Source organism: Paraburkholderia solitsugae (assembly GCF_013177695.1).
GTDB classification, from domain to species: domain Bacteria; phylum Pseudomonadota; class Gammaproteobacteria; order Burkholderiales; family Burkholderiaceae; genus Paraburkholderia; species Paraburkholderia solitsugae.
In genome coordinates this window covers 21938-42998 of sequence record NZ_WOEY01000056.1, presented here as the reverse complement: position 1 = coordinate 42998, position 21061 = coordinate 21938, and the positions used below count along the sequence as shown (strand labels likewise).

The window sequence follows — 21061 nt, the reverse complement described above, 5'->3', positions numbered from 1 at the left end:
CTGATCGACCGCGCCGTGAATCTCGTCGAGGAGGACATCCACCTCGCGATTCGCGTGGGCCGCCTGCCCGATTCGGCGCTCGTGGCACGCAAGCTCGGCGACGTGCGCATGATCGTTTGCGCCGCGCCGTCTTATATCGAGCGCCGCGGCGTGCCTTGCTCGCCTGACGAGCTGCGCCTGCACGACTGCCTCGTTTTCTCCGACCGGCCTGGCCCCGTCGATTGGCGCTTCAAGTCCGCAGGCATTCGTCATTCCGCCCGCATCGCAGGCCGCCTCTGGGCCAACGCGCTCGACGTGCTCGCGGCCGCGATCGACGGTGCGGGCATCGTGCGCGCCCCGTCGTGGCAAGTGGCGAACGACATCGAGCGCGGCCGGCTGCGTCGCATCCTTCAGGACTACGATACAGCGCCTGCGCCCGTGAATGTGCTCTTCGAACGCGCGTGGCGCACGTCGCCCTCTGTGCGGGCCTTCCTCGACTACCTGGTCGAATCGACGGAAACGGGCCCGCTCGCGAGGATGTCCCGCTTCGGCGAAGCGCTTGGCGCGACAAACGGGTGATACCGTATTACGCCGGGCGCCTATGCGGCGCTCAAGGGTCGCCGTGACCGCTACCGTGCGATGTCGTCGTCCTTCAAGGCATGGAAGGAAATACGACGATTAGTCCACCGCCCCATCAGAGACGGTCGGATGCTCTAAACGGCCGTCCGTTATGTGGTGATATTCGGCCATCGAGCGACCGGTTCAAACCCTCAATTAAGCCAGAATCTGTTCAGCGAGAAAATCACAGGGCGGTCGCCCGGACCGCGCACTGCGGGCAAGGACGACTTCGAGGTCATTCAGTGGCGGCAACCCTTCGTTCTGCGATAGTTGAACGAGGTGTCCCGGTACGCTGCATCTTGATTGTTGCGCTCCGAATTGATTTGCCGCGAGCACGCGAGGTCGGGCATGGTCGGTACAGCGCTACGTCTCACACCAGGTCGGGCCCTTCCCCGGGGACATATTGAACGCTGCGTCTGTATTGGCTGGGTGTCACGCCTTGCTGACGAACAAAGAAACGCGTGAAATTTCCCGGCGAGTCAAAGCCCAGATTGAGCGCGATATTCTGAAGTGCCGTTTCCTGCTGCGAAACACTTTCGATCGACAGGTCCATCCTCAGCATGCTGCTGAAAGTCGCGGGCGTCATGCCTGTCTGCTTGTGGAATAGATGGAAGAAATGCGGACGCGATAGCCCTACCCTTTGCGCAAGATCGTCGAAGTCGGGCCCAATGCCCCTCACCTGTTTCATTGCGTCGATCGCACGACGAATCCTGATGTCGTACGCGATACCTCCAACGAGTCCGGCGGCTGAAAGTGCGTTCCCTTGGGGCGATATACCAACCAGTTCACCGATCATATCGGCGATCAGCCCTTGGACCGCTTGAAGCGACCGGCCCTCGCGGTCGGTCAGAATGTCGAGCAGGTCAGCATGAAGGCGGCTGAGCTGCCCCTGCAACAACGCGGAAGAGCTCGGAAAGAATCGGGGATGAATACTGTACGCGAAACGCTGGTCGACATCCCTCAACCAATCCGGCTCCAGATAAAGTGCGAGCAGCACCGTCGACTGCGATTGTGGGCGATGCTCATAGAAATGCGGCTCCCACGCATTCACCAGTAGCACGTTCTTGTCTGACAAAACATACTCACGATTGCGGACCCCGAACTGGATCTCAGGACCGCCTTCCTTGAAGATGACGTGGGAAACCCGATGCGCATGGAGGACCATGCTTTTGTCCAGCAGCAGCAACGCCACTCTTCCGAACGGCCCATGAATGATTCGTAAAGGTTCCGACATGGTAATCGCCTCCTGCTGTCCCGATGATTTCAAAGCGTTCCCACTGTCTCGGCCGTTTCGCGCAAAAAGCACCATCCGGAATGATAAATCGGCATCGTCTGTGACAAGCCTGCATACGGCCGGGACCACTACAAGTGGGACATTCGCCTACTCTGCGTACAGGCTCTCTTGCACCGCAGCTATCGAAGTGCGGCTCAGCGGTCGGCCAACACGTTTTGAAGTCCGAACGTGAATGGCGTTTGCTGCAATGCAGGATGCCTCTCGCTACATTCGCACACTCAAGGAGACGATCATGGCTGGCGTCGGAAGTGAAAAGGTATTTGAGAATGACAAAGTCATTGTATGGAATTTCGTTCTCGCCCCAGGCGAGGAAACGCCGGTACATACCCACGCGCTTTCATACATGTGGTACGCGATCGAAGGCGCGCCCTTGCATATCTTTGACGAAAACGGCGGGGACCTCGGCATCTTCGAAGTGCCGACGGGCGCGATTTACTCACTCAGATGCGAGAACGGCTATCTGGAAGTGCTGTCCGAGATCGGCAAGGGCGCCAAGGTTCCTGCGACGCACAAAGCACGCAACGAGGGTAGCAAGCCATACCGCGAAGTGTTGGTCGAGTACAAATAGCAGCGCTGCCTGACCAAGTCTGTCTTAGCGGTATCCCCGAACGCCCCTTGATGCAAGGCGGCGTTCGGGCGATGCTGCAACTCCGCAGAAAAACGCGATGCAAGTTTCACGCACCACTTGATGATGTCGCGATACGGAAAACCGGTGGCTCCAGATCGGACAATGGCTTAAGCGCGATGCTGCAGTAGTACGGTCATGTTGCGAGTCTCGAGCTCCGTGAATTGCGCCACGGCATCGGCGCCATCCAGCGACAGATCCGGGTCGAGCCCGTCTGCCAGACGCTCAAGCTGCATGTTGTTCCATGGCAGAAGATGAAACGGATGGAGCGCAGCTTCGGGACTGGACGCATGATCAACTTCACCAGAGAGAATGCGCTTCGGAACTTCAGGATCGGCAATGATCGGACGGCCGAGCCCGATGACATCCAGTTCACCGCGCTCCAGCGATTCGATCATAGCTGCCGTCGTGCGAAACCCACCGACCACCATCACCGGCATCTTCGCCGCGGCACGAACGGAGGCGGCAAATTCCACAAAAAATGCCTCGCGCTTGACGGTACTTTCGCGCGGCGCGTCCTCTCCCTCGTCCTTTAGCGTGAGGCCGGCGATCTTCGGCTGCTCGAGCGAACCGCCCGATAGCTCGAGCAGGTCGAGCGAAGAATCGTTGAGCTTCTTCACGAGTTCGATGCACTCGGCATTGGTGAACCCGCCCTTCTGAAAATCAGATGAATTGAGCTTCAACGCAACCGGAAAGCCGGGACCAACCGCAGACCGAACCGCAGCCAGCACCTCGAGCACGAAACGGGAGCGATTTTCAAGCGAACCTCCCCAGCGGTCTGCGCGCTTGTTGGCAAGCGGGCTAAGGAACTGCGAGATCAGGTAACCGTGCGCCCCATGCAGCGAGACACCAGTGAATCCGGCCTCGCGGACTTTCCCGGCCGCGAAGGCGAATTGCTCGATGGCCTGCTGGATCTGCTCTTCGGTCATTTCACGCGGCGTGGCAAACGAAAAGCCGGCGCCCCGCATCACATCGATGTCGACGGACGACGGCGCGAGCGGCGACGCATTGATCGCGTCTTGCACCTGTCGTCCGGTATGACTGAGTTGAGCCCAGAAATGCGCGCCTTCTGACGTTCCCGCAGCGGCGAGCCGCGCCAGTTGCTCCTGTCCGCTATCGTCAACGATAACGATATTGCCCGGACGCTCGAGGTGCCACCGATCAACCTGAATATTGCCGGAGAGAAGCAGCCCGGCGCCAGAACGCGCCCAGCGCCGGTACAACGCTTCGAGGCGCGGCGTCGAATGATTGTTGGCATCGGCCATGCCTTCGCTCATGGCTGCCTTGGCGAGGCGGTTTGCGAGAATCGCGCCGCCCGGTAGCCGCAAAGATTGTGAAAGAGGGTTATTCATTTAAATGTCCATCAGGAAACAGTCACATGAAAACCGAGCCCTTTCCCTGCAAGGCAAAATCGACCCGGCACACAAACGACATCGATCGCTGTCGTTTGTAGGATAGTGATCGCTGTCGTATCATCCGTCAAGCACATAAAAGGGGGACACTTATGGTCAAGACCTGGTCGGACGACAATCCGAAGGCCGCGTTGATGTCGCGCAAGCGCGCGATGATCGTCGACGCTGCGCTGCGGGCCTTCCTCGAAAATGGCTATGCGGAAAGCTCGGTCAACCGCATCGCTGCTGAAGCCGGCGTTTCGATCAAGACGCTCTACCGCCACTTCGAGAGCAAGGACGACCTGTTCAGCGCCGTGATGCAGGCGGCCTGCTCGACCTCCGGCGCGCAGCCGGTTTCCGCACAAGGAACAGCTGAGGCTGAGGAGCCTGGCTGGTTCAACGAACCTCCGCCCATCGCGTTGCCGATCGCGGGTAGCGAGTACCTACGACACGCTCTTTCGGAAGAACAGTTGGCCCTTTATCGCGTCGTCACGCGAGATGCTCCTCGCTTCCCCGAACTGGCCCGCCGCTATCGCGAGGAGGTGACTGGCACGCGCGACTCGCTGTTCACGAGCTACCTTGACCGATGGCTGCCTGTCACGGGCTGGAAAGTAAGAAATAAGTTCGGCGCCGCAGCAACCTTCGCGGCACTCCTAAAAGCCAGGCTTTTCGACGATGCGTTGTTCGGCGTAAAAAGCCCCAGTGAGGAAGAGATCGCCGAATGCGCAGGTGATGGGGCCGTCCAGATGCTGACGCTTATGGAAGCCGGTCGGCTCTAGCGCCGTTGCTTGCCAGACATGCGCGCTTTTACTGTGCGGCAGTTGTGATTTGCGCGTGGCGCATAGAGGCGGGTAGGCGTAGTAAGCAGCGCACCAATCTGCGGGTCGAGCGTCCAATCAGTGCCCCCCCGGACGACGTAGCGAGAATATGGTGGAGAAATGACCCAGGCCGTCCACGATCGTCGACGAATCAGAGGTCGGCGCTGCCGAGCGACAACGCTCCGAGTTTGGCCACAAATTCGTGTTAAGCCTGTCTGATGGCCGTGTGATCAACTGTATCCCTGCCGACAACAACGCCCGCTTTCTGAACCATGCCTGCGCCGTCAGTTGCGAAGCCATCGAGACGGACGATCGGGTGTCACAATCCGGTTCAACGAAGCAGCGCTGCGAAACGTTAGGGAGAATCGCATCATGAAAGCGCAAAGACTCCGACTTCGGGCGAAACGGTTCCCCCAAGACATGAGAACCAACTCACTGCTGGTGCTGGGATATCGAAACGTGTGCTCCCCTGCCCGGCCGAACGCGCGGGTTGCGCTGTTCGTCAGCAGCGCGCGCCGGACTGTGGCGCGACAGTCTCGATGAGAGACCTCATCTTGGTCGACGCGCGGCACCCGGCCATTGCGCGTGACGGAGAACGTGCAGAAACTGGGGGGCGATTTATTTAGTATTGGTGCCAGTGCCACGAGTCGTTGCACCTTCGCTTTGTCTAATGCGCCATGTTTCCGGCGTTGGCATGCGTGTCATCTGAATCCGCCAACGTGGCGGGAGCTAGCCAATGAAAGGCTGCTAGCGACTTGCCGTCGAACCGGCATTCCACTTTTGCAGGGACGACAGTATTTAAGCGCTGGTCTTCGACCATGCCAGTTACCAGCACGGAGCGGCCGTCAGGCGACGGCTGCTTTTCGCTCACCGAAACGAGCGCGGGTTCTGCTTTGCTTTGCATCATATGCTCGCACTGATCCGCGTTTTTTTCGGCCATGCTCGCGCAACCAGCTAAGGACGCCGCGACGATGGTGAAAGCGATTGTAATAAGCCTACCTTTCTCCATATCATATTCCTCACTACTTCCCAGTTATGCATTGGTTCCAGACTCCTACCCTGGGTCTGGCGAACCGCGATTCTAGCGTTTACATCCGCCTTCAAAACCAAAAGGCGCCTCGTGTGAATACGATTTCCGTCCGAGTCATTCCCGGTTGTTCAATTCGTGCTTTAGCTGGCGGCACACCGCCGACCGTCAGCGCTCCATGGCTGGCCGCACGTTCGTATTCGGCCTGTCTGACGGACGTGTGGTCGACGGCAGCCGTGGTGGCCACAGCGCGCGTCTATATCTGAGCACAGTCTCCTCGCGACACGGCTGTAGACCCCATTGCGGTCGTTTGGCGCGTCGCCGATCGGCAGGCAGGAGCCCATCCACTTCCCCGAGCGGTTTCGTTCGGCGTACCGCTAAGCGGCCCTTCGACTCGATGCGAGCGCTATGGCAGCTTCCAAACTGGAACTGCCAGGGGGTTAGTTCAGGCGATGACCTTCTGCTCCCCGGCAGCTTGCTCGCGCATGCGACGGGCTTCGTCGCGCAGGAACTGCTGGTAATCGTCCAGATCGCCGTCGAAGGGCTCGACGCCACCCTTGGTAACGAGCCAGAACTCGTCACATACCGCGCGCAGCAGCGACCGGTCGTGACTGACCAGCATCACTGTGCCTTCGAATTCGTTGAGTGCCATGCCTAGCGCTTCGCGTGTGGCCAGGTCGAGGTGGTTGGTAGGCTCGTCGAGCAGCAGCAGGTTGGGGCGCTGCCACACGATCATGCACAACACGAGCCGCGCCTTTTCGCCACCGCTCATCGTGCTGACCGCCTGATGGACCATGTCGCCACTGAAGTTGAAGGTGCCGAGGAAGGTGCGAAGCGATTGTTCGGTGCCGCTCTGGCCGGGGGCACGCATGTGCGCCGGCGTGTCCTTGGCAAGGCGGATCATGTGTTCCATCGGCGTGTCGAGAGGACGCAGCACGTCGAGTTCCTGCTGTGCGAAGTAGCCGATGTTCAGGCCTTTGCCTTCGCTGATTTCGCCGGCAATCGGCGCCAGTTCGTGCGCCACCGTCTTCACCAGAGTGGACTTGCCTTGGCCGTTGGCACCGAGAATGCCGATGCGCTGCCCGGCCAGCACGGATCGGTTGATCCCCCGCACGATGACCGTCGGCGGCGTGCCCGGCGGTGCGCCGGTCGGCGCCGGGTAGCCGAAGCTCGTGTCCAGCATCGACAACAGCGGGTTCGGGACGTTGAGCGGCTCCTTGAACTCGAAGGTGAACTCTGCGTCGGCAAGCACTGGTGCGATCTTCTCCATGCGTTCGAGCGCCTTGACCCGGCTCTGCGCCTGCTTCGCCTTCGAGGCCTTGGCCTTGAAACGGTCGATGAATTTCTGCAGGTGGGCGATCTTGTCCACCTGCCTGGCCATCGCGGCCTGCTGCAACACCAGTTGCTCAGCGCGCATGTCTTCGAACTTGCTGTAGTTGCCGCCATAACGCACGAGCTTGGCGTTGTCGACGTGCACCGTCACCTGCGTCACCGCGTCGAGGAATTCGCGATCGTGGCTGATCACTACCATGGTTCCTTGATAGCGCTTGAGCCACGCTTCCAGCCAGACCAGCGCGTCGAGGTCGAGGTGATTGGTCGGCTCGTCGAGCAACAGCAAGTCAGACGGGCACATGAGCGCGCGCGCCAGCTGCAGTCGCATGCGCCAGCCGCCGGAGAAACTGTTGACCGGCTGGCTAAGCTGCGCAGCACTGAAGCCAAGACCCAGGATCAGCGCTTGGGCACGTGCGGGCGCATCATGTGCACCGGCGTCGTGCAGGGCCATGTAGGCGTGCGCCATGCGCATGCCATCGTCGCTGGCCTCAGCGGCGGCTACTTCGGCCTGCGCGGCCAGCATCACGGTATCACCCTCGATTACGAAGTCGGTCGCACTCTGCTCGCTCTCCGGCATCTCCTGCGCGACCTGGCCCATCTTCCATGCAGTGGGAATCGAGAACTCGCCGCCATCTTCGTGCAGCGTGCCGTTGAGAAGGCCAAAGAAGGACGACTTGCCGGCGCCATTGCGGCCGACAAGGCCAATCTTTTCACCGGGGGTGAAGGTGACGGACGCGCTGTCGAGTACGACATTGACGCCGCGGCGCAGGGTGACATTACGGACGGAAATCATAAGGAGCTACTTCGGAGAGGACAGGCATGATAGCCCACCGGACGTACAGGGCCGTCTCTTTTCTGGCCGCACGAGTGAAGAACCGCTTGCGCTTTGCGGCGCCCACCCGCCACAAAGCGAGGCGGGCACTGGCGCACCGGGCGATCCGGCTGCGGGGCCAGCGAACAGACGGTGAATGACGGCTCCTGGCCGGTTGTACTCTCTGAGCTTCGACGCGCGCACGGTAATATATGATCGCTCCCTCCACCTAATGGAGATACCGCGATGCAAGTGCTGGTTGACGCAGACGCCTGCCCGGCTGTCGTCAAGGACATGCTGTTTCGGGCCGCGCGTCGCACCGAAGTGTGCGTGACGCTCGTCGCGAACCAGTATTTGCGCACGCCGCCATCGCCCTATATCAAGGCACTGCAAGTGCCGGCGGGGTTCGACACCGCCGATGCCCGTATCGTCGAACTGGTCGCGGCCGGCGACTTGGTGATTACCGCGGACATACCGCTTGCCGCCGCTACGCTCGACAAGGGCGCGTATGCACTCGACCCGCGTGGAAACTGGTTTAGCCGTGAGAATATCGAGGAACGCCTGACGATGCGTGCAGTGATGGAACAACTGCGCAGCGCGGGCGTCGATACGGGCGGTCCGGCGCCGTACAGCCCGCGCGACAGCAAGACGTTCGCGGGACAGTTGGATCGGTTTCTCGCGCGCCATCGCGCGCCGCCAGGCGCAGCTGTTTGACGATGCGAGCCGCAGTACGACAAGAAGATAGCGCCTATTGACCAGAGATCAGGTTCAACTGCGGCTCGGTCAGAGATAGCTTGTGAGACCACCTCGTGGTATCCCCGCATCGCATGTTCGTGACGTCTACACAGCCTTTTCGGTTCACCCGAGTCGAGAATTTCGCTGTTCCCGCTATGCATTGGAGACCCGCCCCATGACACCCACCGCTTGGGAGCTCGAACGAATCAGCACCGTTACGCTGCGGCACTACAACGCGCACGCGGAGGATTTCCGGGAAGGCACGAGCGACTACGACGTCACGCAGAACATCGATGCGCTACTGCGTCATATCGTCGTCGAGCCGCCTTTTGCGATCCTCGATTTTGGCTGCGGGCCGGGGCGAGATCTTAAGGCCTTCACCTCGCTGGGTCATCACGCGGTTGGTCTCGATGGTGCCGAACGCTTCGTCGCGATGGCGCGCGACGAGACCGGCTGCGAGGTGTGGCAGCAGGATTTTCTGCACCTCGATTTGCCGCTCGCACGCTTTGACGGCGTTTTCGCCAACGCCTCCCTGTTTCATGTCCCGAGTCGGAATCTGGCACGCGTGCTGCAGCAACTGCACTCGACGCTGAAGCCCGACGGCGTGCTATTTAGCTCCAATCCGCGTGGTGCGAACCAGGAAGGCTGGAGCCATGGCCGCTATGGTGCTTTCCACGATCTCGACGCGTGGTGCCGATACATGGTGGATGCGGGATTCTTCGAACTCGAGCACTATTACCGGCCTGCCGGCTTGCCGCGCGAGCAACAGCCTTGGCTCGCCAGCGTGTGGCGCAAGCAGGCCGCGTGAAGTGCCGGGCTAGTTCGCGACAGACATAACCGGCTGCGGTCGGGGAAGTTACCGTGGTCCGGCGCGTTTCCTCAACGCTTTGGTCGAGAGAATATGTTCACGAGATTCCCATCCGGGTCACGCAGCAACAGCGAGCGATTGCCCCACGGCATCAACGTTGTCGGCATAACGATGTCTGTCCCCGACGCATTCATTCGTTCGAACACTGCGTCAACGTCCTCCACTTCAAACTCCAGGATCGCCGACTGATTCGCAGCCGCGATGGCGGCGCCGACATTAAAAAGCTTAATCAGGTGCTCAGACGAAATCGCAAGCGTCGCTCCTTCGAATTGTATTTCAGCAAACCCATCAGCCGGCCGCGCAGCCCCGAGACCGGAAAGCCTTTGGTAAAACTCGACCAGACCTTCAATATCCCGGGTAACAACACGAACAGATGCGAACTTCATTTTGAGCTCCTGGCTAAGAAAGGAAACTCAGTCTAATGGTCGATGCTGTCAGATTCTGGCAGTATTGTGCGGCTAGCTACGTGATTGACCTTACGCCACTCTCGAAGCAGCGTTGACCGACTTTTGGGGTAGCGCTCCTCTGTCTGCTCGACGTTCAAGATTCGATCCGATCGGAAATTCCGAAAATCTGCTCGAAGCTCGCACCAACACATTAGCACCCGGGCCTGGTCGAAATACACCAGAGCAAATGGCCAAACTACGCGCTGCGAGTTAATACCGCTGCCGTCCGCGTAAGTAATATTAAGCTTTCGCTCCGCTCGAACTGCGGCACGTAAAAGGTCTTGCGAGACCTTGTGGGCAGGTCTCTTCAACGGCGCACCGACTAGCAGCGACGATTCCTCCAGTTCTCGACGCAGTTCAGTGGGTAGTACGGCGGCTACCTTCGCAAGCGTGCTCAGCGCGCCGTCCGATAGCGTCTTGTCGCAGCGATCAGCCACCCAGCGCATGCCAAGAACCAAGGCGTCGAGTTCCTCTGAGCGGAACATCATTGGCGGCAGCATGAAACCCGGTTTCATAACGTAACCAACGCCCGGCTCCCCTTCGATCATTGCTCCTTGCGCTTGCAGACTGGCGATGTCCCGGTATAGCGTTCGGATGCTCACGCCAAGCTTCTCGGACAAAGCTTGACCACTTACGGGGCGTCGATAACCCCGTAACACTTGCAAGAGATTAAGGAGACGTTCGGAGCGTGGCATACGCTGATCCTGATCGACACTGCAGTAAGTCGACGATACCATCGGTGGCTTCGAGCCGCATAACAATAGGTTGCTTCCAGATAGAGATTGCATTGTTGACGATCTATAAGGCTCTGTCGAACGTCTCCTGTTGGCCGCACTGACACATTCTCCGAACCGCGTTGGCAGCCCCAGACAAGATCGTCAGGAGCCGCTCCCAGTCAAACCGCAGCAACTCGCTGTCAGACTAGCGATAGTTAATAAAGTTGATGATGTCATTGAGGAACCACGGCAGAATCAATTGCGTATCGGGATAGCTGACACCGACGCTGAGCCTCGGTGGCTTTGACGTGGAGTCACCGGGCGTCGCACCGCCGGTAGTGTGCAGAATGTAGGTATCCGTGTCGGCCGGACTTGGCCGCACGGTCTGATTATTCGCAGGCGACCATGCCGAGGCGCAGCTGGCGGTGAGCATGACGAGGGCCGCTGCGAAGCAAAAGGGCTTCATGATGGTGTGAACTCCAGCAACGTTACTTTGACAGTATGACCGATGACGAATTCGTCCCGATACGTGGCCGGACTCTGCCGAACGCAGAAGGCGCAGTCCTACCCGTTGCAGTCCTTCAGCCTTGCCAGCTGAAGGTCACATATCTGCCGATAAGCAGGCTTTCAAATGTCGTCTGCCCTGGCGCCACGTAGCTAGCGCACCCCGCGCCCAAGGCGCCGGCGCAACAGCGTGCGCAAGGTCGCGCCGTCGGCATAACCGACCTCCGTGGCAATTGCCTCGATGCCGAGGCTGCTCGTGCGCAGGAGATGAACGGCTCGCTCGACGCGAAGGTCCTGGAAGTAAGAAAGCGGAGATTTTCCAAGCACAGCCTCGATGCGGCGCTGCAGTGTTCGCGTACTGATTGCCAGACCGCTCGCGGCTGCATCAAGCGAAAAGCCCTCAGCGAGCCGGCCTCTTGCCCAGCGCTTGACGACGGGATCTGCACGCGCATGCCCAAAGCAGTTCGCACATCGCGCCGCATACCGATCACGTCGATTTCAAAGTGCGGGCCGACGCCGGGCTGCTGGAGCGCGGCCAGATCGTTCGCGGTGATGAAAACGTCAAGCACCGCGGAAAACCCCGTGTCGAACACCCCATCGAGAGCGAGAACCGTTAACTTCATGTCGTGAATGACCTCAAAAATGTCACTTACGACAATAGTACGCACGCGCGTTCCTGTCTACAGTGGTACTCAATCCGAACGCAACCTGTCCGCGTTGCCCGGACGACATCCTGGTGAACGCCGTTTGATGGTGCAGCAGGAAATAGAGCGGTCAAAAGGAACCGGTATGAACCATTCAACACAATCTAGCCTCGATCACCCGATCTGGACGGCCCTGACAACCAGACAGGCGCATCTGCGCCAAGGCGATCTGCTTGCCCGTCGCTACCGCCCCGACGTGGCTCCGTTTGCAGCGGTGGCGTGCGAGACCCCGCCGGCCTACCAGGCGCTCCACCAGCTCCTGCTGCCTCATGAGCAGGTAGCGTTGCTGTCTCTTGATCCTGTCACTCCAATCGAGGCGCTGCGAGCAGAGCGAATGGGCACCGTTCATCAGATGGTGGCTACTCGTCACGAAGCCAGAAGCACGGACGATCAGGACGTGATCCCACTGAGTAACGTCGATGCGAAAGACATGCTCGACCTGGTCCAAAAGACCAGACCTGGTCCTTTCGGCAAGCGAACTCACGAGATGGGCGACTACATCGGAATTCGCGACCGGGGGCGTCTCATTGCGATGGCAGGAGAACGAATGCGCCTCGACGGATACGTTGAGATAAGTGCGGTTTGTGTGGATGACGACTGGCGCGGCAGGGGCCTTGCTGCCCGGCTTGTGAATCGCTTATGCAGGGAAATCGAGCGTCGTGGGGAGACGCCATTCCTGCACGTATTCAGTGACAACCAATCCGCGATCGCGCTGTATGAACGTCTTGGATTCGAGTTGCGGCGCACGTTCCTCCTTACCCTGATCAGACATGCGGATCCAGGCGCGGTGTGATGCGATTTTCCTGTTGATGCATCGAGGACGTGCGGGCGCTCGAAACGCCCAGCCGACCGCCGAATAACTGACGCTCAACGTTTGATATGAGAGCCGACCTAGCCTCGCGAGTCCACCCGATGGAAGGGTTAGGCCTCGGGTTGGTGGCAAACCACTTCGATGTTGTGCCCGTCCGGACCAATGACAAAAGCTGCATAGTAGTTCGCGTGGTAGTGCGGGCGCGGACCAGGCGCACCATTGTCTTTGCCACCCGCCTCCAGAGCCGCGCGATAGAAAGCTTCGACTTGCTGGCGATTCTCGGCCGTGAACGCCAGGTGAAGATGCGCCGGCTTTTCCTCGGTCTGGTACAGGCACAATGAAGCCTTACCCTGTGGGCTAAGCTCGACACCGTACGTCGGCGGCCCCTCCGAGACAACCGCTACGCCGAGCGGTTCGAGTGCCTTGAGGAAGAACGCTTTGCTCGCTGCAAAGTCGCTGACTCCAAATTTGACGTGGTCGAACATGAACTCTCCTGAAGTGTGTGGGCCTGCGCGAGGCCTAACGTGATTTAGAGATCACCGCGATGTTGCCACACGTAGCCACAAGTAGCCACCGGTAGACTTGTTGAAGGCTCACTCGATCACGATCACCGAGTCATCCGCCGAAAAGAGCCGTCGCACCTCATCCGCGCGCAGGGTCGATACCGCCCGTTGATTGACATAGCCCTTGTCGGTGATCTCGCCCGCTTCGAGCGATGGTGCCCCGGACAGAATCACCGCGCGTGCCGCGCGTTGAGACGCACCGGCATCGCTGGCTAGACTTCGTAATCCTCTACATATAGCCTCGCGAACCGCCTCGTGACGACCCAGTTCGATGCCCGTCGCCGTATCGAGCTCCGGCGCAAGCGCGCGCAACGCCGCGGTCGGGAAAATCAGCACGCCGATCTCAGCGCAGTCATGACCGGCGACTACGACGTCAAGCGCGAACGGGGCGAGCGCATTCACTGCATTGAGCCGCAGCGTGCCGACCGATACCCATGTGCCGCTCGACAGCTTGAAGTCTTCGGCGACACGTCCGTCGAACAGCACGCCGGCATTCGGATCGGCGGTGTCGCACAGCTTGCCGGCATCGCCGATCCGGTAAAAACCCTCCTCGTCGAAGGCCGCGGCGCTCGCGTCCGGATCGTTCAGATAGCCTGGAAAGACCGACGGTCCGCGCACCCGCATTTCGAGCTTGCCGCCGGCCGGGACAAACTTCAGTTCATTGCCCGGCGCCGGAACGCCGATATTGCCGGCTATGTCGTGCCGGAAATGCACACTGGTCACGAGCGGTGCGGTCTCCGTCGCGCCCCACGCTGACGCGAAAAAAACCGGCTCGGTGTCGGCGCGGCGATGACGCCCCGCGACACGTTCGAAGCGCTCGCGCAGCTGCGGCGGCAAGCTCGCCGCCGCGTAAAACAGCACCTGCAAGCGGGAGTAGAAGCGCGCGGCAAACGCGTCGTCGTTTTCCAGAAACGGCGCAAGCGCATCGAACCCGCGTGGTACGTTGAAATGGAGCGTCGGCGCGACGTCGCGCAGATTGTCGACGCTGCGTTCGATCAGACCGGGCGCGGGCCGTCCATCGTCGACGTACAGCGTGCCACCATGCCGCAAGATCAGGTTGAAGTTGTGATTGGCGCCGAACGTATGACTCCACGGCAACCAGTCGACGACAACCGGCGCGGTTTGATCGACGAACGTCCAGCACTGCGCGATCATCTGCTGATTGGCGCTCAGCATGCCGTGCGTGTTGATGACGAGTTTGGGACTGCCCGTCGAGCCCGAGGTCAGCAGCAGCTTCGCGATATCGCCCGGCGCAATGCGTGCATGCGCCGCGCTGACCGCGTCGGTCGCCTCGCACGACGTCAGCGTATCGAACCCCAGCCAGCCGGGCCGCAGCGCGTGCGTCGCAACGACAATACAGCTAAACGGCGCGGCGGTAAGCGCCGGGCCGTAGATGTCGCCGTCCTCGACATAGACTACGGCTGGATCGAGCTGACGCAGAATGCGGTGCAGCTTCGATGGGTCCTTCGCGACCCGTGCATAGGCCGACGACACCGTCGCGGCGGGCCGTCCGACATACATCGATGCGAGCGTCATCAGCGCATGGTTGACGCTGTTATCGGACAGCACCGTCACCGGCCGATGCGGCGCGGCGTCGAGATCGAGCAGCACCTGGCCAATCGAGCGCACGCTGCGCAGCGCCTCGGCATAGCTCACCATGCGCCAGCGCGCGGCACCGCCGTCGCGAATCCGTTCGGCGAGAAACGGCGTAGCGGGTGTGTGCGCCGCCCAATGCTCAAGCCAGTCGACGACACTGCGTCCGTACGGCGCCAGCTTCGTGCGCGAGCGCAGCACGAAGCTGCCATCGGCTCGCGTCTCCTGCACGATGTCCGGTTGCGCGAGCGGCAAGCCAGCGTCACTGCCGCGGCGCGCATGGCCCGCAAGCATCGCATCGGTCCATCCGGTCAGTTCAGGACCCATTGCCCACCTCTAACGCCGCCCGGGCCGATCCCCGATGTGAATGCAACATCGCTTGTCTCCTGATGGTTGTGATGAGCGACTAGCGTCAATGCATCGCGAAGTCGGGCCGCGGGCCGTTCTTGCGCGGCAAGCCCATGATCTCGCGCGCTTCCGCGGCCGTTGCCGGTTCGTAGCCCATCTCGCGCACGAGGCGCACAATGCGCTCGGTCAACTGGACATTGGTCGCGAGGTCGCCGGGGCCGTAGTAAAGGTTGTCCTCCAGCCCTACGCGCACGTGGCCTCCGAGCAGCAGCGAATTCATCGCCGACGGCAACTGCGCCGGCCCGATGCCGCTCACGCAGAAGATGCTGCCCTTCGGCAACAGATCGACCATCGATTGCAGCACGCGCGGCGTGTAGGGCATCGCGTTCTGAAAGCCGCGATGCGCGCCGACTACAAGGTTGATAAAGAACGGTTCGTCGTCGAAACCGGCTGCGGTCAAGGCGGCCACGTCCTGCACGATATGGGTCGGACTGAACACCTCCCACTCCGGCTTGATGCCGCGCTTTTTCATTTCCAGCGCGAGATGCATCGAGCGCTGCGGCGACGTGTGCATCAACAGCTCCTTGTCGTCGAAACTGGCGATGATCGTCGTCGCGTCCAGCGTGCACATTTCGGCGCCGGCATCCAGGCCTTTCAACCGTTCTTCCCAGAGGATTTCCCAGTAGCCGTTCGGCGCGCGCCCGATCATTTCGCCGTGCACGCCGCCGCCCGTCGAGTTGTTGATCACAATGTCGCACTTCGCGCGGATTCGCGTATTGATGTCGCGATAGATCCCCGAGTCGCAGGTCGCGCCGTCATCCGGCAAACGGGCGTGCACCGCGACGACGCTTGCGCCGGCGTTGTAGCAGTCGTACACGTCGCCGGCAATTTCAGCGGGCTGCGTCGGCAGGTTGGGGTTCTGTCTTTTGCTGGCCATGCCGCCGGTGGGGGCGATGGTCACGATCACTTTGGGCTTGCCGCTCATGCTTGTCTCCTTCAATTTTATGTTTCGTGCAATTCGTCGATGACCGGGCGTGACGGCCATCGCCTAGGGGATCGAAGTCGACGCCGCTTTGGCGCGCAACATGCCGAGAATCATGTCGTCACGCTGCGTCGCGATCTGGTCAGCGCCGCGGCCGGCAAGCTCTGCCCCGATGCCGTCGATCACCTGTTGTTTCAGGCTGGGCGTGAGCGCCGGTGTGCCGAGATCGGCCCACCAGCTTTCGATGGGCCCGCCAAGATGCTCGAGCAGATGCTGCATGCCGCCCTCACCGCCCGACAGATGCAGGTTCGCGAATGGGCCCATCACGGCCCAGCGCAAACCCGGGCCGTACGCGATCGCAGCGTCGATATCGCTCACGCTCGCCGCGCCGATCGACACCAGATGAAACGCCTCGCGCCACAACGCCGCCTGCAGCCGGTTGGCGATATGCCCTTTGATTTCCTTGTGCGGATTGATCGGCCGCTTGCCGATCGTCCGATAAAAATTCATCGCGCGACGGATTGCATCCTGCGACGTACGCTCGCCGCCGATCACTTCGACAAGCGGAATCAGATGCGGCGGATTGAACGGATGCCCCAATACCACGCGCTGCGGATAACGGCACGCCGTTTGCACGTCACTCATCAGGAGACCAGAAGAACTCGACGCAATGAGCACGTTTTCGGCGAGCGCCGCATCGATACGGGTGAACAACGCCCGCTTCAGATCGATGCGCTCCGGACCGCTTTCCTGGACGAATTGCACGCCTTCGAGTGCGGCCTCGAGCGAGTCGTGGAATGTGAGCTTGTCCTGCGAAGCACCTTCAGCAAGGTCGCCTTTGACAAGGGTCGGCCAATGCCGCGCGATCGCTTCGGCAAGCCGCTCGCGCGCACCGGGCGCGGGGTCTGTCGCGCTGACCTCGAGGCCGCGGACCAGAAAATACGCCGCCCAGCTCGCGCCGATCACGCCCGTTCCGACCACGCCAACGCGGCGGATGATGGGGTTTTCATTCACAACGTGTCTCCTGTTGTTATGGGTGGCAGCGTGGCCCGCCGCTAGCGGCGGCTGCCGTTCAGAAACGCTTCCATCCGTTCGCGCGCGTCGTGGCTGCCTTGCGTCACCGCAGCGGTCAGCGCTTCGGTGAACAGGCCGTCGCTCATTGACATGTCGTGGATGCGCGGTACCGCATTGATCGCCGCCCAATTCGACAGCGACGCGTTGCCCGCCACCTGTGCGGCCAGTTGCGCGGCCATCTGCCGGCCCTGACCCGCCTCGGCCAGGTAGTGCGCGAAGCCCAGACGATGACCGTCTTCGGCGCTATAGCGGCGGCCGGTCAACATCATCTCCGTCATGCGGTCCGGGCCGATCACGCGCGAGACACGCACTGATGCGCCGCCGCCGACGAAGATCCCGCGCTGCGCCTCCGGCAACTGGAAGAACGCGCCCACTTCGACGATGCGGACGTGGGCCGCCAGCGCCAGCTCGAGCCCGCCGCCGATCACGCCGCCCTGCAGCACCGCGACGACCGGTTTGTTCGAGAACTGGATGCGGTGAAACACCTGATGCCAGCGCTGCGAGATACGCAAGGTATCGACGGGGGTACGCACGCTGTTTTCGGCCAGGTCGAGGCCCGCGCAAAAATGCTCGCCCGCGGCCGACAACACCACCGCGCGGACTTCATCGCCAAAGCTTGCAAAAGCCGCATCGAGGGCGTCGATCAATGCGTCGCTGAGCGCGTTGCGCTTCGCGGGCCGGTTCAATTCCACATGGGCCACCGCGCCGTTTAGCTGCACATCAAGTAATCGGTCAGTCATCCTTCCACCGGGGGTCGTTCGATGAAAAATATCTTATAAGATATTTTTTGAAGCGCAATCAGAATCTGAGAATTCGGCGTATACCCCTATTTTTTCCCATATTTTGTGATACGGTTCACCTATTACGGTTTTTCTACCGCATCAACATATCTTATAGTATAGTTTTTGGTGCGAGCCTGTGTCATGCGGGACACGCATGACGGCATCGGCCGCGACGGAAACGATTGGAACGGGGGCTCGCGTAAAATGCAGCTTTCCCGTCAAGAACAGATATGGCGACTCAGAATCCCAAACCCGCGCCGTCAACTGCCGCGAACTCCGCGCAGGACACCCTGCTCGCCAGTCTGGCGCGGCGCGTGCGCGTCCTGCGGGCGCAGCGCGGCATGACACGCAAGCAGCTCGCCGCGCAATCGGGCGTGTCGGTACCTTATCTGGCGCGAGTCGAGGGTGGCGAGGGCAATGTATCGGTCGCGTTGCTGCACAAACTGTCCGTCGCGCTCAATGTGCCGATGCAGGACTTTCTGTCCGATGGCGCGGCGCAAAACGCCGATCTGACGATGCTTGTGCAATATCTCAAACAGCAACCTCCCGCAACGCTGGCGCGACTGCGCCAGCAACTGATCTCGGCGCCGGGATTTGCCGGCGTCGGCCCAGGCGGGCGAGTTGCGCTGATCGGTTTGCGCGGCGCGGGCAAATCGACGCTAGGCGCCCTGCTCGCCGCACGGCTCGATGTGCCGTTCGTCGAACTCGACAAGCTGATCGAACAGGAGGCTGGTATTGCCATCGGCGAAGTAATCACGCTCTATGGACAGACAGGCATGCGGCGACTGGAGCGCCGTTGCGTCGAGCAGATCATCGATACCTATCCACGCGTCGTGCTGGCGCCCGGCGGGAGTATCGTCGCCGAGGCCGCCACTTATGAACTGATGCTGCGCACGTTTTATACGGTGTGGCTAAAAGCACGGCCGGAAGTGCACTTCACGCGAGTGATGGCGCAGAACGACGCGCGCATCGCGACGCCGGCATTGCAACGCGAGGCGCTGGAGCACATTCACCGCATGCTCGATGCGCGCGAAAATCTGTATCAGTTGGCGAATATGACGCTCGACACATCGGACCTGACGCCCGCACAGTCTATGCACCAACTTACCATCGACCTTCCTGAGCAGGTAGCGCTGTCGTGAGCTAGCAGCCTGTCGATACCCATGTGGCCTACTCCCAAAAGGAAAGTCTGCTGAAGATTGATGTTCTGCCACTGAACCTGAGCAGTCGATCGAAAAGCACGGGGCTACATCGACAACGACATGGGTGACGGGTTGATGGCCTTGTTTGGACTCGGCTACGGCAGCGGGGGCTCGCCCGTTCTTCGTGTGCTTCAAGGAACCTTCTCGTTCGGAGAGGTGTGTTTCAGGCGGCTGCCGGGATCGCGAAGTTCGCCTTGGCCCATGCGGCAAACTTCGTCGGCTGCTGGCCGGCGACTTTGTTGGCGAGCGCGATCGCGTCTCCCGAATCCGAGCCGAGGTACGTGTGCGCTTCGAAGTAGGCGAGCATCGCCGCGATACCGTCGGCGTGCGGAAACCAGCCGGCAAAAACCTCGCGCGGGACTTGCTTGAACGAGAGCGTGTTTCCTTGTTGATTCAAGGTGGCGATGATCTCGTTGAAGCTCAGGAAATCGCCGACCAGCGGCAAATGTTCGCCGTGCCCCGCGAGTTCCGGCTGCGTGAACGCACCAACCACGATGCGGCCGAGTTCAGTGATGTCGCCCATGTGGATGACCCGCCGCTCGGGATCAAGCGGCAGCGCCCAACCCGCAGTGCCATCCGGTTGTTTCTGCGGGGCCATTAGGCCGATCAGGTTTTGGTAATAGAACGGCGCGATCACGAACGTGTGGTACGTAAATCCGGCCTCGCTTACGATGGGTTCGACTTTCGCCTTGGCCGTGAAGTGCGGGACATTGATCGTGCCGCCGCTGATCGCCTCCACATTGGGAAGCGTCGACCAGATGAAGTGCTGTACGCCGGCGTCTTTCGCCGCGCTGATGGCCGCGAGCGCCTGCTTGGGCTCGTCTGCTTGTGCTTCCCAGGAATTAGTCACCAGGAAAACGCCGTGTGCTCCGGCAAATGCGGCTTTAAGCGTTTCCGGACGATTGAAATCCGCCAGCACGACTTCGTCACCCAGCTTCGGATGCCTGGCCGGATTGCGCGTCAACGCGCGCACTTTGAATTGACCGCTCGCCTGCAGCGCGCGCACAACAGCGCCGCCTTGCTGGCCGGTTGCGCCCACGACGGCGATGAGCTTCTGGGTGTTCGACATGGTTGTGCTCCATGGGGTATTTTGTTAGGGCGGTGCTACCTCACGCAGCGAGCGCGGCGGTTTCTTTCTTCGCCGAGGCGATGGCCCCGCTGCGTGCCTCCGGACCCATTGCCACACCTTCCGCGCGAATGAAGGTGATATCTGTGATGCCCAGAAATCCGAAGGCCGCTTTCAGATAGGTTTCCTGATGATCGAAGACGGCGGCGGGCGAGCCTTCGCTGTAGACGCCGCCGCGCGATGAGGCGATGACCAGCTTCTTGCCGCCGCACAGTCCGAGCGGACCGTGCTCCCCGTAGCGGAACGTCTTCCCGGCGACGGAGATGCGGTCAATCCAGGCCTTCAGTTGAGAGGGCACGCCAAAGTTGTACATCGGCGCGCCGATGACCACGATATCGGCTGCCAGGAACGCCTCAAGCGCGGCCTGGCCGATGGCAACGTCGGGCTTCAATGCATCGTCGACCGGAGCGCCTTGCGCGGCCGCGAGGTGTGCTGCCGTCAGATGACCGATCGGTGTGGCGGCAAGGTCGAGACGAGTGACCGCAAGGTCGGGATGGCGGCCCCGGAAGGTCGCGACGACATCCGCTGATAGATCACGGCTGACGGAGCCTTGCCCGAGGATGCTGGAATCTACGTGTAACAGTTTCATGATACTTACCTCCGAACGGGATTACTGCTTCAGTGCTTCGGCGGAGATGAGCAGCTTGGTCTCCATACTGAATGACATCTCAAGTATGGGGACTAAATACACTTCACACTAGATGGTAAAATA

The 21061-nt window shown here is 60.8% G+C and carries 21 protein-coding genes and 2 pseudogenes; 7 read left to right on the top strand and 16 right to left on the bottom strand.

Annotated features, from left to right (window positions below):
- On the top strand, positions 1–558 hold a 558-nt coding region (locus GNZ12_RS13640), incomplete at its 5' end, for a substrate binding domain-containing protein (protein ID WP_216673206.1).
- 195 nt (positions 559–753) lie between these two features.
- On the opposite strand, the pseudogene GNZ12_RS44330 reads toward GNZ12_RS13640, so the two are convergent.
- Together GNZ12_RS44330 and GNZ12_RS13635 are read right to left on the bottom strand one after the other, a co-directional pair.
- Positions 754–909: pseudogene (locus tag GNZ12_RS44330) on the bottom strand (LysR family transcriptional regulator); the annotation flags it as partial.
- Positions 910–967: 58 nt separating this feature from the next.
- Complete coding sequence (locus GNZ12_RS13635; RefSeq protein ID WP_172310818.1) at positions 968–1831, bottom strand: AraC family transcriptional regulator; 864 nt, start codon at positions 1829–1831, stop codon at positions 968–970.
- A gap of 232 nt (positions 1832–2063) precedes the next feature.
- Between GNZ12_RS13635 and GNZ12_RS13630 the strand changes: the two genes are divergently transcribed.
- A complete protein-coding gene (locus GNZ12_RS13630) occupies positions 2064–2459 on the top strand; it encodes a cupin domain-containing protein (RefSeq protein ID WP_235993721.1) in 396 nt (131 codons plus the stop codon).
- Positions 2460–2626: 167 nt separating this feature from the next.
- Here the strand turns inward: GNZ12_RS13630 and GNZ12_RS13625 are convergent, their stop codons facing one another.
- Positions 2627–3868, bottom strand: coding sequence for an NADH:flavin oxidoreductase/NADH oxidase family protein (locus GNZ12_RS13625; RefSeq protein ID WP_172310817.1), 1242 nt, complete (start codon positions 3866–3868; stop codon positions 2627–2629).
- A 152-nt stretch (positions 3869–4020) separates the two neighbouring features.
- Here GNZ12_RS13625 and GNZ12_RS13620 point away from each other — a divergent pair, with 152 nt between their 5' ends.
- Entirely contained in the window at positions 4021–4686 is a 666-nt protein-coding gene (locus GNZ12_RS13620; protein WP_172310816.1) for a TetR/AcrR family transcriptional regulator, read from the top strand.
- Between the two features lie 706 nt (positions 4687–5392).
- Here the strand turns inward: GNZ12_RS13620 and GNZ12_RS13615 are convergent.
- The gene (locus tag GNZ12_RS13615) at positions 5393–5734 is read right to left on the bottom strand and encodes a hypothetical protein (RefSeq protein WP_172310815.1); all 342 of its coding nucleotides are present in this window, start codon (positions 5732–5734) and stop codon (positions 5393–5395) included.
- Between the two features lie 463 nt (positions 5735–6197).
- The gene (locus GNZ12_RS13610; RefSeq protein ID WP_172310814.1) at positions 6198–7877 is read right to left on the bottom strand and encodes an ABC-F family ATP-binding cassette domain-containing protein; all 1680 of its coding nucleotides are present in this window, start codon (positions 7875–7877) and stop codon (positions 6198–6200) included.
- Between the two features lie 264 nt (positions 7878–8141).
- Here GNZ12_RS13610 and GNZ12_RS13605 point away from each other — a divergent pair, with 264 nt between their 5' ends.
- On the top strand, positions 8142–8609 hold the full coding sequence (locus tag GNZ12_RS13605; RefSeq protein WP_172310813.1) for a YaiI/YqxD family protein: 468 nt from the start codon (positions 8142–8144) through the stop codon (positions 8607–8609).
- A gap of 196 nt (positions 8610–8805) precedes the next feature.
- The gene (locus GNZ12_RS13600) at positions 8806–9438 is read left to right on the top strand and encodes a class I SAM-dependent methyltransferase (RefSeq protein WP_172310812.1); all 633 of its coding nucleotides are present in this window, start codon (positions 8806–8808) and stop codon (positions 9436–9438) included.
- Positions 9439–9509: 71 nt separating this feature from the next.
- Here the strand turns inward: GNZ12_RS13600 and GNZ12_RS13595 are convergent, their stop codons facing one another.
- The 4 genes and pseudogenes from GNZ12_RS13595 to GNZ12_RS44315 form a co-directional block, all read right to left on the bottom strand.
- Entirely contained in the window at positions 9510–9884 is a 375-nt protein-coding gene (locus GNZ12_RS13595) for a VOC family protein (protein WP_172310811.1), read from the bottom strand.
- Positions 9885–9916: 32 nt separating this feature from the next.
- The gene (locus tag GNZ12_RS13590; protein WP_172310810.1) at positions 9917–10639 is read right to left on the bottom strand and encodes a helix-turn-helix transcriptional regulator; all 723 of its coding nucleotides are present in this window, start codon (positions 10637–10639) and stop codon (positions 9917–9919) included.
- A 226-nt stretch (positions 10640–10865) separates the two neighbouring features.
- A complete protein-coding gene (locus tag GNZ12_RS13585) occupies positions 10866–11126 on the bottom strand; it encodes a hypothetical protein (protein ID WP_172310809.1) in 261 nt (86 codons plus the stop codon).
- A gap of 191 nt (positions 11127–11317) precedes the next feature.
- Positions 11318–11614, bottom strand: a pseudogene (locus GNZ12_RS44315) (helix-turn-helix domain-containing protein); the annotation flags it as partial.
- Between the two features lie 339 nt (positions 11615–11953).
- Between GNZ12_RS44315 and GNZ12_RS13575 the strand changes: the two are divergent.
- Positions 11954–12661 carry a GNAT family N-acetyltransferase gene (locus tag GNZ12_RS13575; protein ID WP_172310808.1) on the top strand — a complete coding sequence of 236 codons (708 nt, stop codon included), beginning with the start codon at positions 11954–11956 and terminating at the stop codon, positions 12659–12661.
- A 128-nt stretch (positions 12662–12789) separates the two neighbouring features.
- Here the strand turns inward: GNZ12_RS13575 and GNZ12_RS13570 are convergent, their stop codons facing one another.
- The 5 genes from GNZ12_RS13570 to GNZ12_RS13550 form a co-directional block, all read right to left on the bottom strand.
- The gene (locus GNZ12_RS13570; RefSeq protein ID WP_172310807.1) at positions 12790–13164 is read right to left on the bottom strand and encodes a VOC family protein; all 375 of its coding nucleotides are present in this window, start codon (positions 13162–13164) and stop codon (positions 12790–12792) included.
- Between the two features lie 108 nt (positions 13165–13272).
- Positions 13273–15162, bottom strand: coding sequence for a feruloyl-CoA synthase (locus tag GNZ12_RS13565; protein ID WP_235993720.1), 1890 nt, complete (start codon positions 15160–15162; stop codon positions 13273–13275).
- 85 nt (positions 15163–15247) lie between these two features.
- A complete protein-coding gene (locus GNZ12_RS13560; protein ID WP_172310806.1) occupies positions 15248–16168 on the bottom strand; it encodes a BKACE family enzyme in 921 nt (306 codons plus the stop codon).
- 63 nt (positions 16169–16231) lie between these two features.
- The gene (locus GNZ12_RS13555) at positions 16232–17179 is read right to left on the bottom strand and encodes a 3-hydroxyacyl-CoA dehydrogenase NAD-binding domain-containing protein (protein ID WP_172310805.1); all 948 of its coding nucleotides are present in this window, start codon (positions 17177–17179) and stop codon (positions 16232–16234) included.
- Positions 17180–17220: 41 nt separating this feature from the next.
- Complete coding sequence (locus GNZ12_RS13550) at positions 17221–17979, bottom strand: crotonase/enoyl-CoA hydratase family protein (RefSeq protein ID WP_172310804.1); 759 nt, start codon at positions 17977–17979, stop codon at positions 17221–17223.
- 272 nt (positions 17980–18251) lie between these two features.
- Between GNZ12_RS13550 and GNZ12_RS13545 the strand changes: the two genes are divergently transcribed.
- On the top strand, positions 18252–19163 hold the full coding sequence (locus GNZ12_RS13545; protein WP_172310803.1) for a helix-turn-helix transcriptional regulator: 912 nt from the start codon (positions 18252–18254) through the stop codon (positions 19161–19163).
- A gap of 223 nt (positions 19164–19386) precedes the next feature.
- Here the strand turns inward: GNZ12_RS13545 and GNZ12_RS13540 are convergent, their stop codons facing one another.
- Together GNZ12_RS13540 and GNZ12_RS13535 are read right to left on the bottom strand one after the other, a co-directional pair.
- Positions 19387–20292 (bottom strand): NmrA/HSCARG family protein, encoded by a 906-nt coding sequence (locus GNZ12_RS13540; protein WP_172310802.1) that lies wholly within the window; start codon positions 20290–20292, stop codon positions 19387–19389.
- Between the two features lie 40 nt (positions 20293–20332).
- Positions 20333–20938, bottom strand: a complete 606-nt coding sequence (locus GNZ12_RS13535) for an FMN-dependent NADH-azoreductase (protein WP_172310801.1) — start codon at positions 20936–20938, stop codon at positions 20333–20335.
- Positions 20939–21061 lie beyond the last annotated feature (123 nt).

Bases quoted from the DNA above. Each gene is read 5' to 3' on its own strand.
- GNZ12_RS13635 (WP_172310818.1), bottom strand. From the start codon at position 1,831: ATGTCGGAACCTTTACGAATCATTCATGGGCCGTTCGGAAGAGTGGCG.
- GNZ12_RS13630 (WP_235993721.1), top strand. From the start codon at position 2,064: ATGGCGTTTGCTGCAATGCAGGATGCCTCTCGCTACATTCGCACACTC.
- GNZ12_RS13625 (WP_172310817.1), bottom strand. From the start codon at position 3,868: ATGAATAACCCTCTTTCACAATCTTTGCGGCTACCGGGCGGCGCGATT.
- GNZ12_RS13620 (WP_172310816.1), top strand. From the start codon at position 4,021: ATGGTCAAGACCTGGTCGGACGACAATCCGAAGGCCGCGTTGATGTCG.
- GNZ12_RS13615 (WP_172310815.1), bottom strand. From the start codon at position 5,734: ATGGAGAAAGGTAGGCTTATTACAATCGCTTTCACCATCGTCGCGGCG.
- GNZ12_RS13610 (WP_172310814.1), bottom strand. From the start codon at position 7,877: ATGATTTCCGTCCGTAATGTCACCCTGCGCCGCGGCGTCAATGTCGTA.
- GNZ12_RS13605 (WP_172310813.1), top strand. From the start codon at position 8,142: ATGCAAGTGCTGGTTGACGCAGACGCCTGCCCGGCTGTCGTCAAGGAC.
- GNZ12_RS13600 (WP_172310812.1), top strand. From the start codon at position 8,806: ATGACACCCACCGCTTGGGAGCTCGAACGAATCAGCACCGTTACGCTG.
- GNZ12_RS13595 (WP_172310811.1), bottom strand. From the start codon at position 9,884: ATGAAGTTCGCATCTGTTCGTGTTGTTACCCGGGATATTGAAGGTCTG.
- GNZ12_RS13590 (WP_172310810.1), bottom strand. From the start codon at position 10,639: ATGCCACGCTCCGAACGTCTCCTTAATCTCTTGCAAGTGTTACGGGGT.
- GNZ12_RS13585 (WP_172310809.1), bottom strand. From the start codon at position 11,126: ATGAAGCCCTTTTGCTTCGCAGCGGCCCTCGTCATGCTCACCGCCAGC.
- GNZ12_RS13575 (WP_172310808.1), top strand. From the start codon at position 11,954: ATGAACCATTCAACACAATCTAGCCTCGATCACCCGATCTGGACGGCC.
- GNZ12_RS13570 (WP_172310807.1), bottom strand. From the start codon at position 13,164: ATGTTCGACCACGTCAAATTTGGAGTCAGCGACTTTGCAGCGAGCAAA.
- GNZ12_RS13565 (WP_235993720.1), bottom strand. From the start codon at position 15,162: ATGGGTCCTGAACTGACCGGATGGACCGATGCGATGCTTGCGGGCCAT.
- GNZ12_RS13560 (WP_172310806.1), bottom strand. From the start codon at position 16,168: ATGAGCGGCAAGCCCAAAGTGATCGTGACCATCGCCCCCACCGGCGGC.
- GNZ12_RS13550 (WP_172310804.1), bottom strand. From the start codon at position 17,979: ATGACTGACCGATTACTTGATGTGCAGCTAAACGGCGCGGTGGCCCAT.
- GNZ12_RS13545 (WP_172310803.1), top strand. From the start codon at position 18,252: ATGGCGACTCAGAATCCCAAACCCGCGCCGTCAACTGCCGCGAACTCC.
- GNZ12_RS13540 (WP_172310802.1), bottom strand. From the start codon at position 20,292: ATGTCGAACACCCAGAAGCTCATCGCCGTCGTGGGCGCAACCGGCCAG.
- GNZ12_RS13535 (WP_172310801.1), bottom strand. From the start codon at position 20,938: ATGAAACTGTTACACGTAGATTCCAGCATCCTCGGGCAAGGCTCCGTC.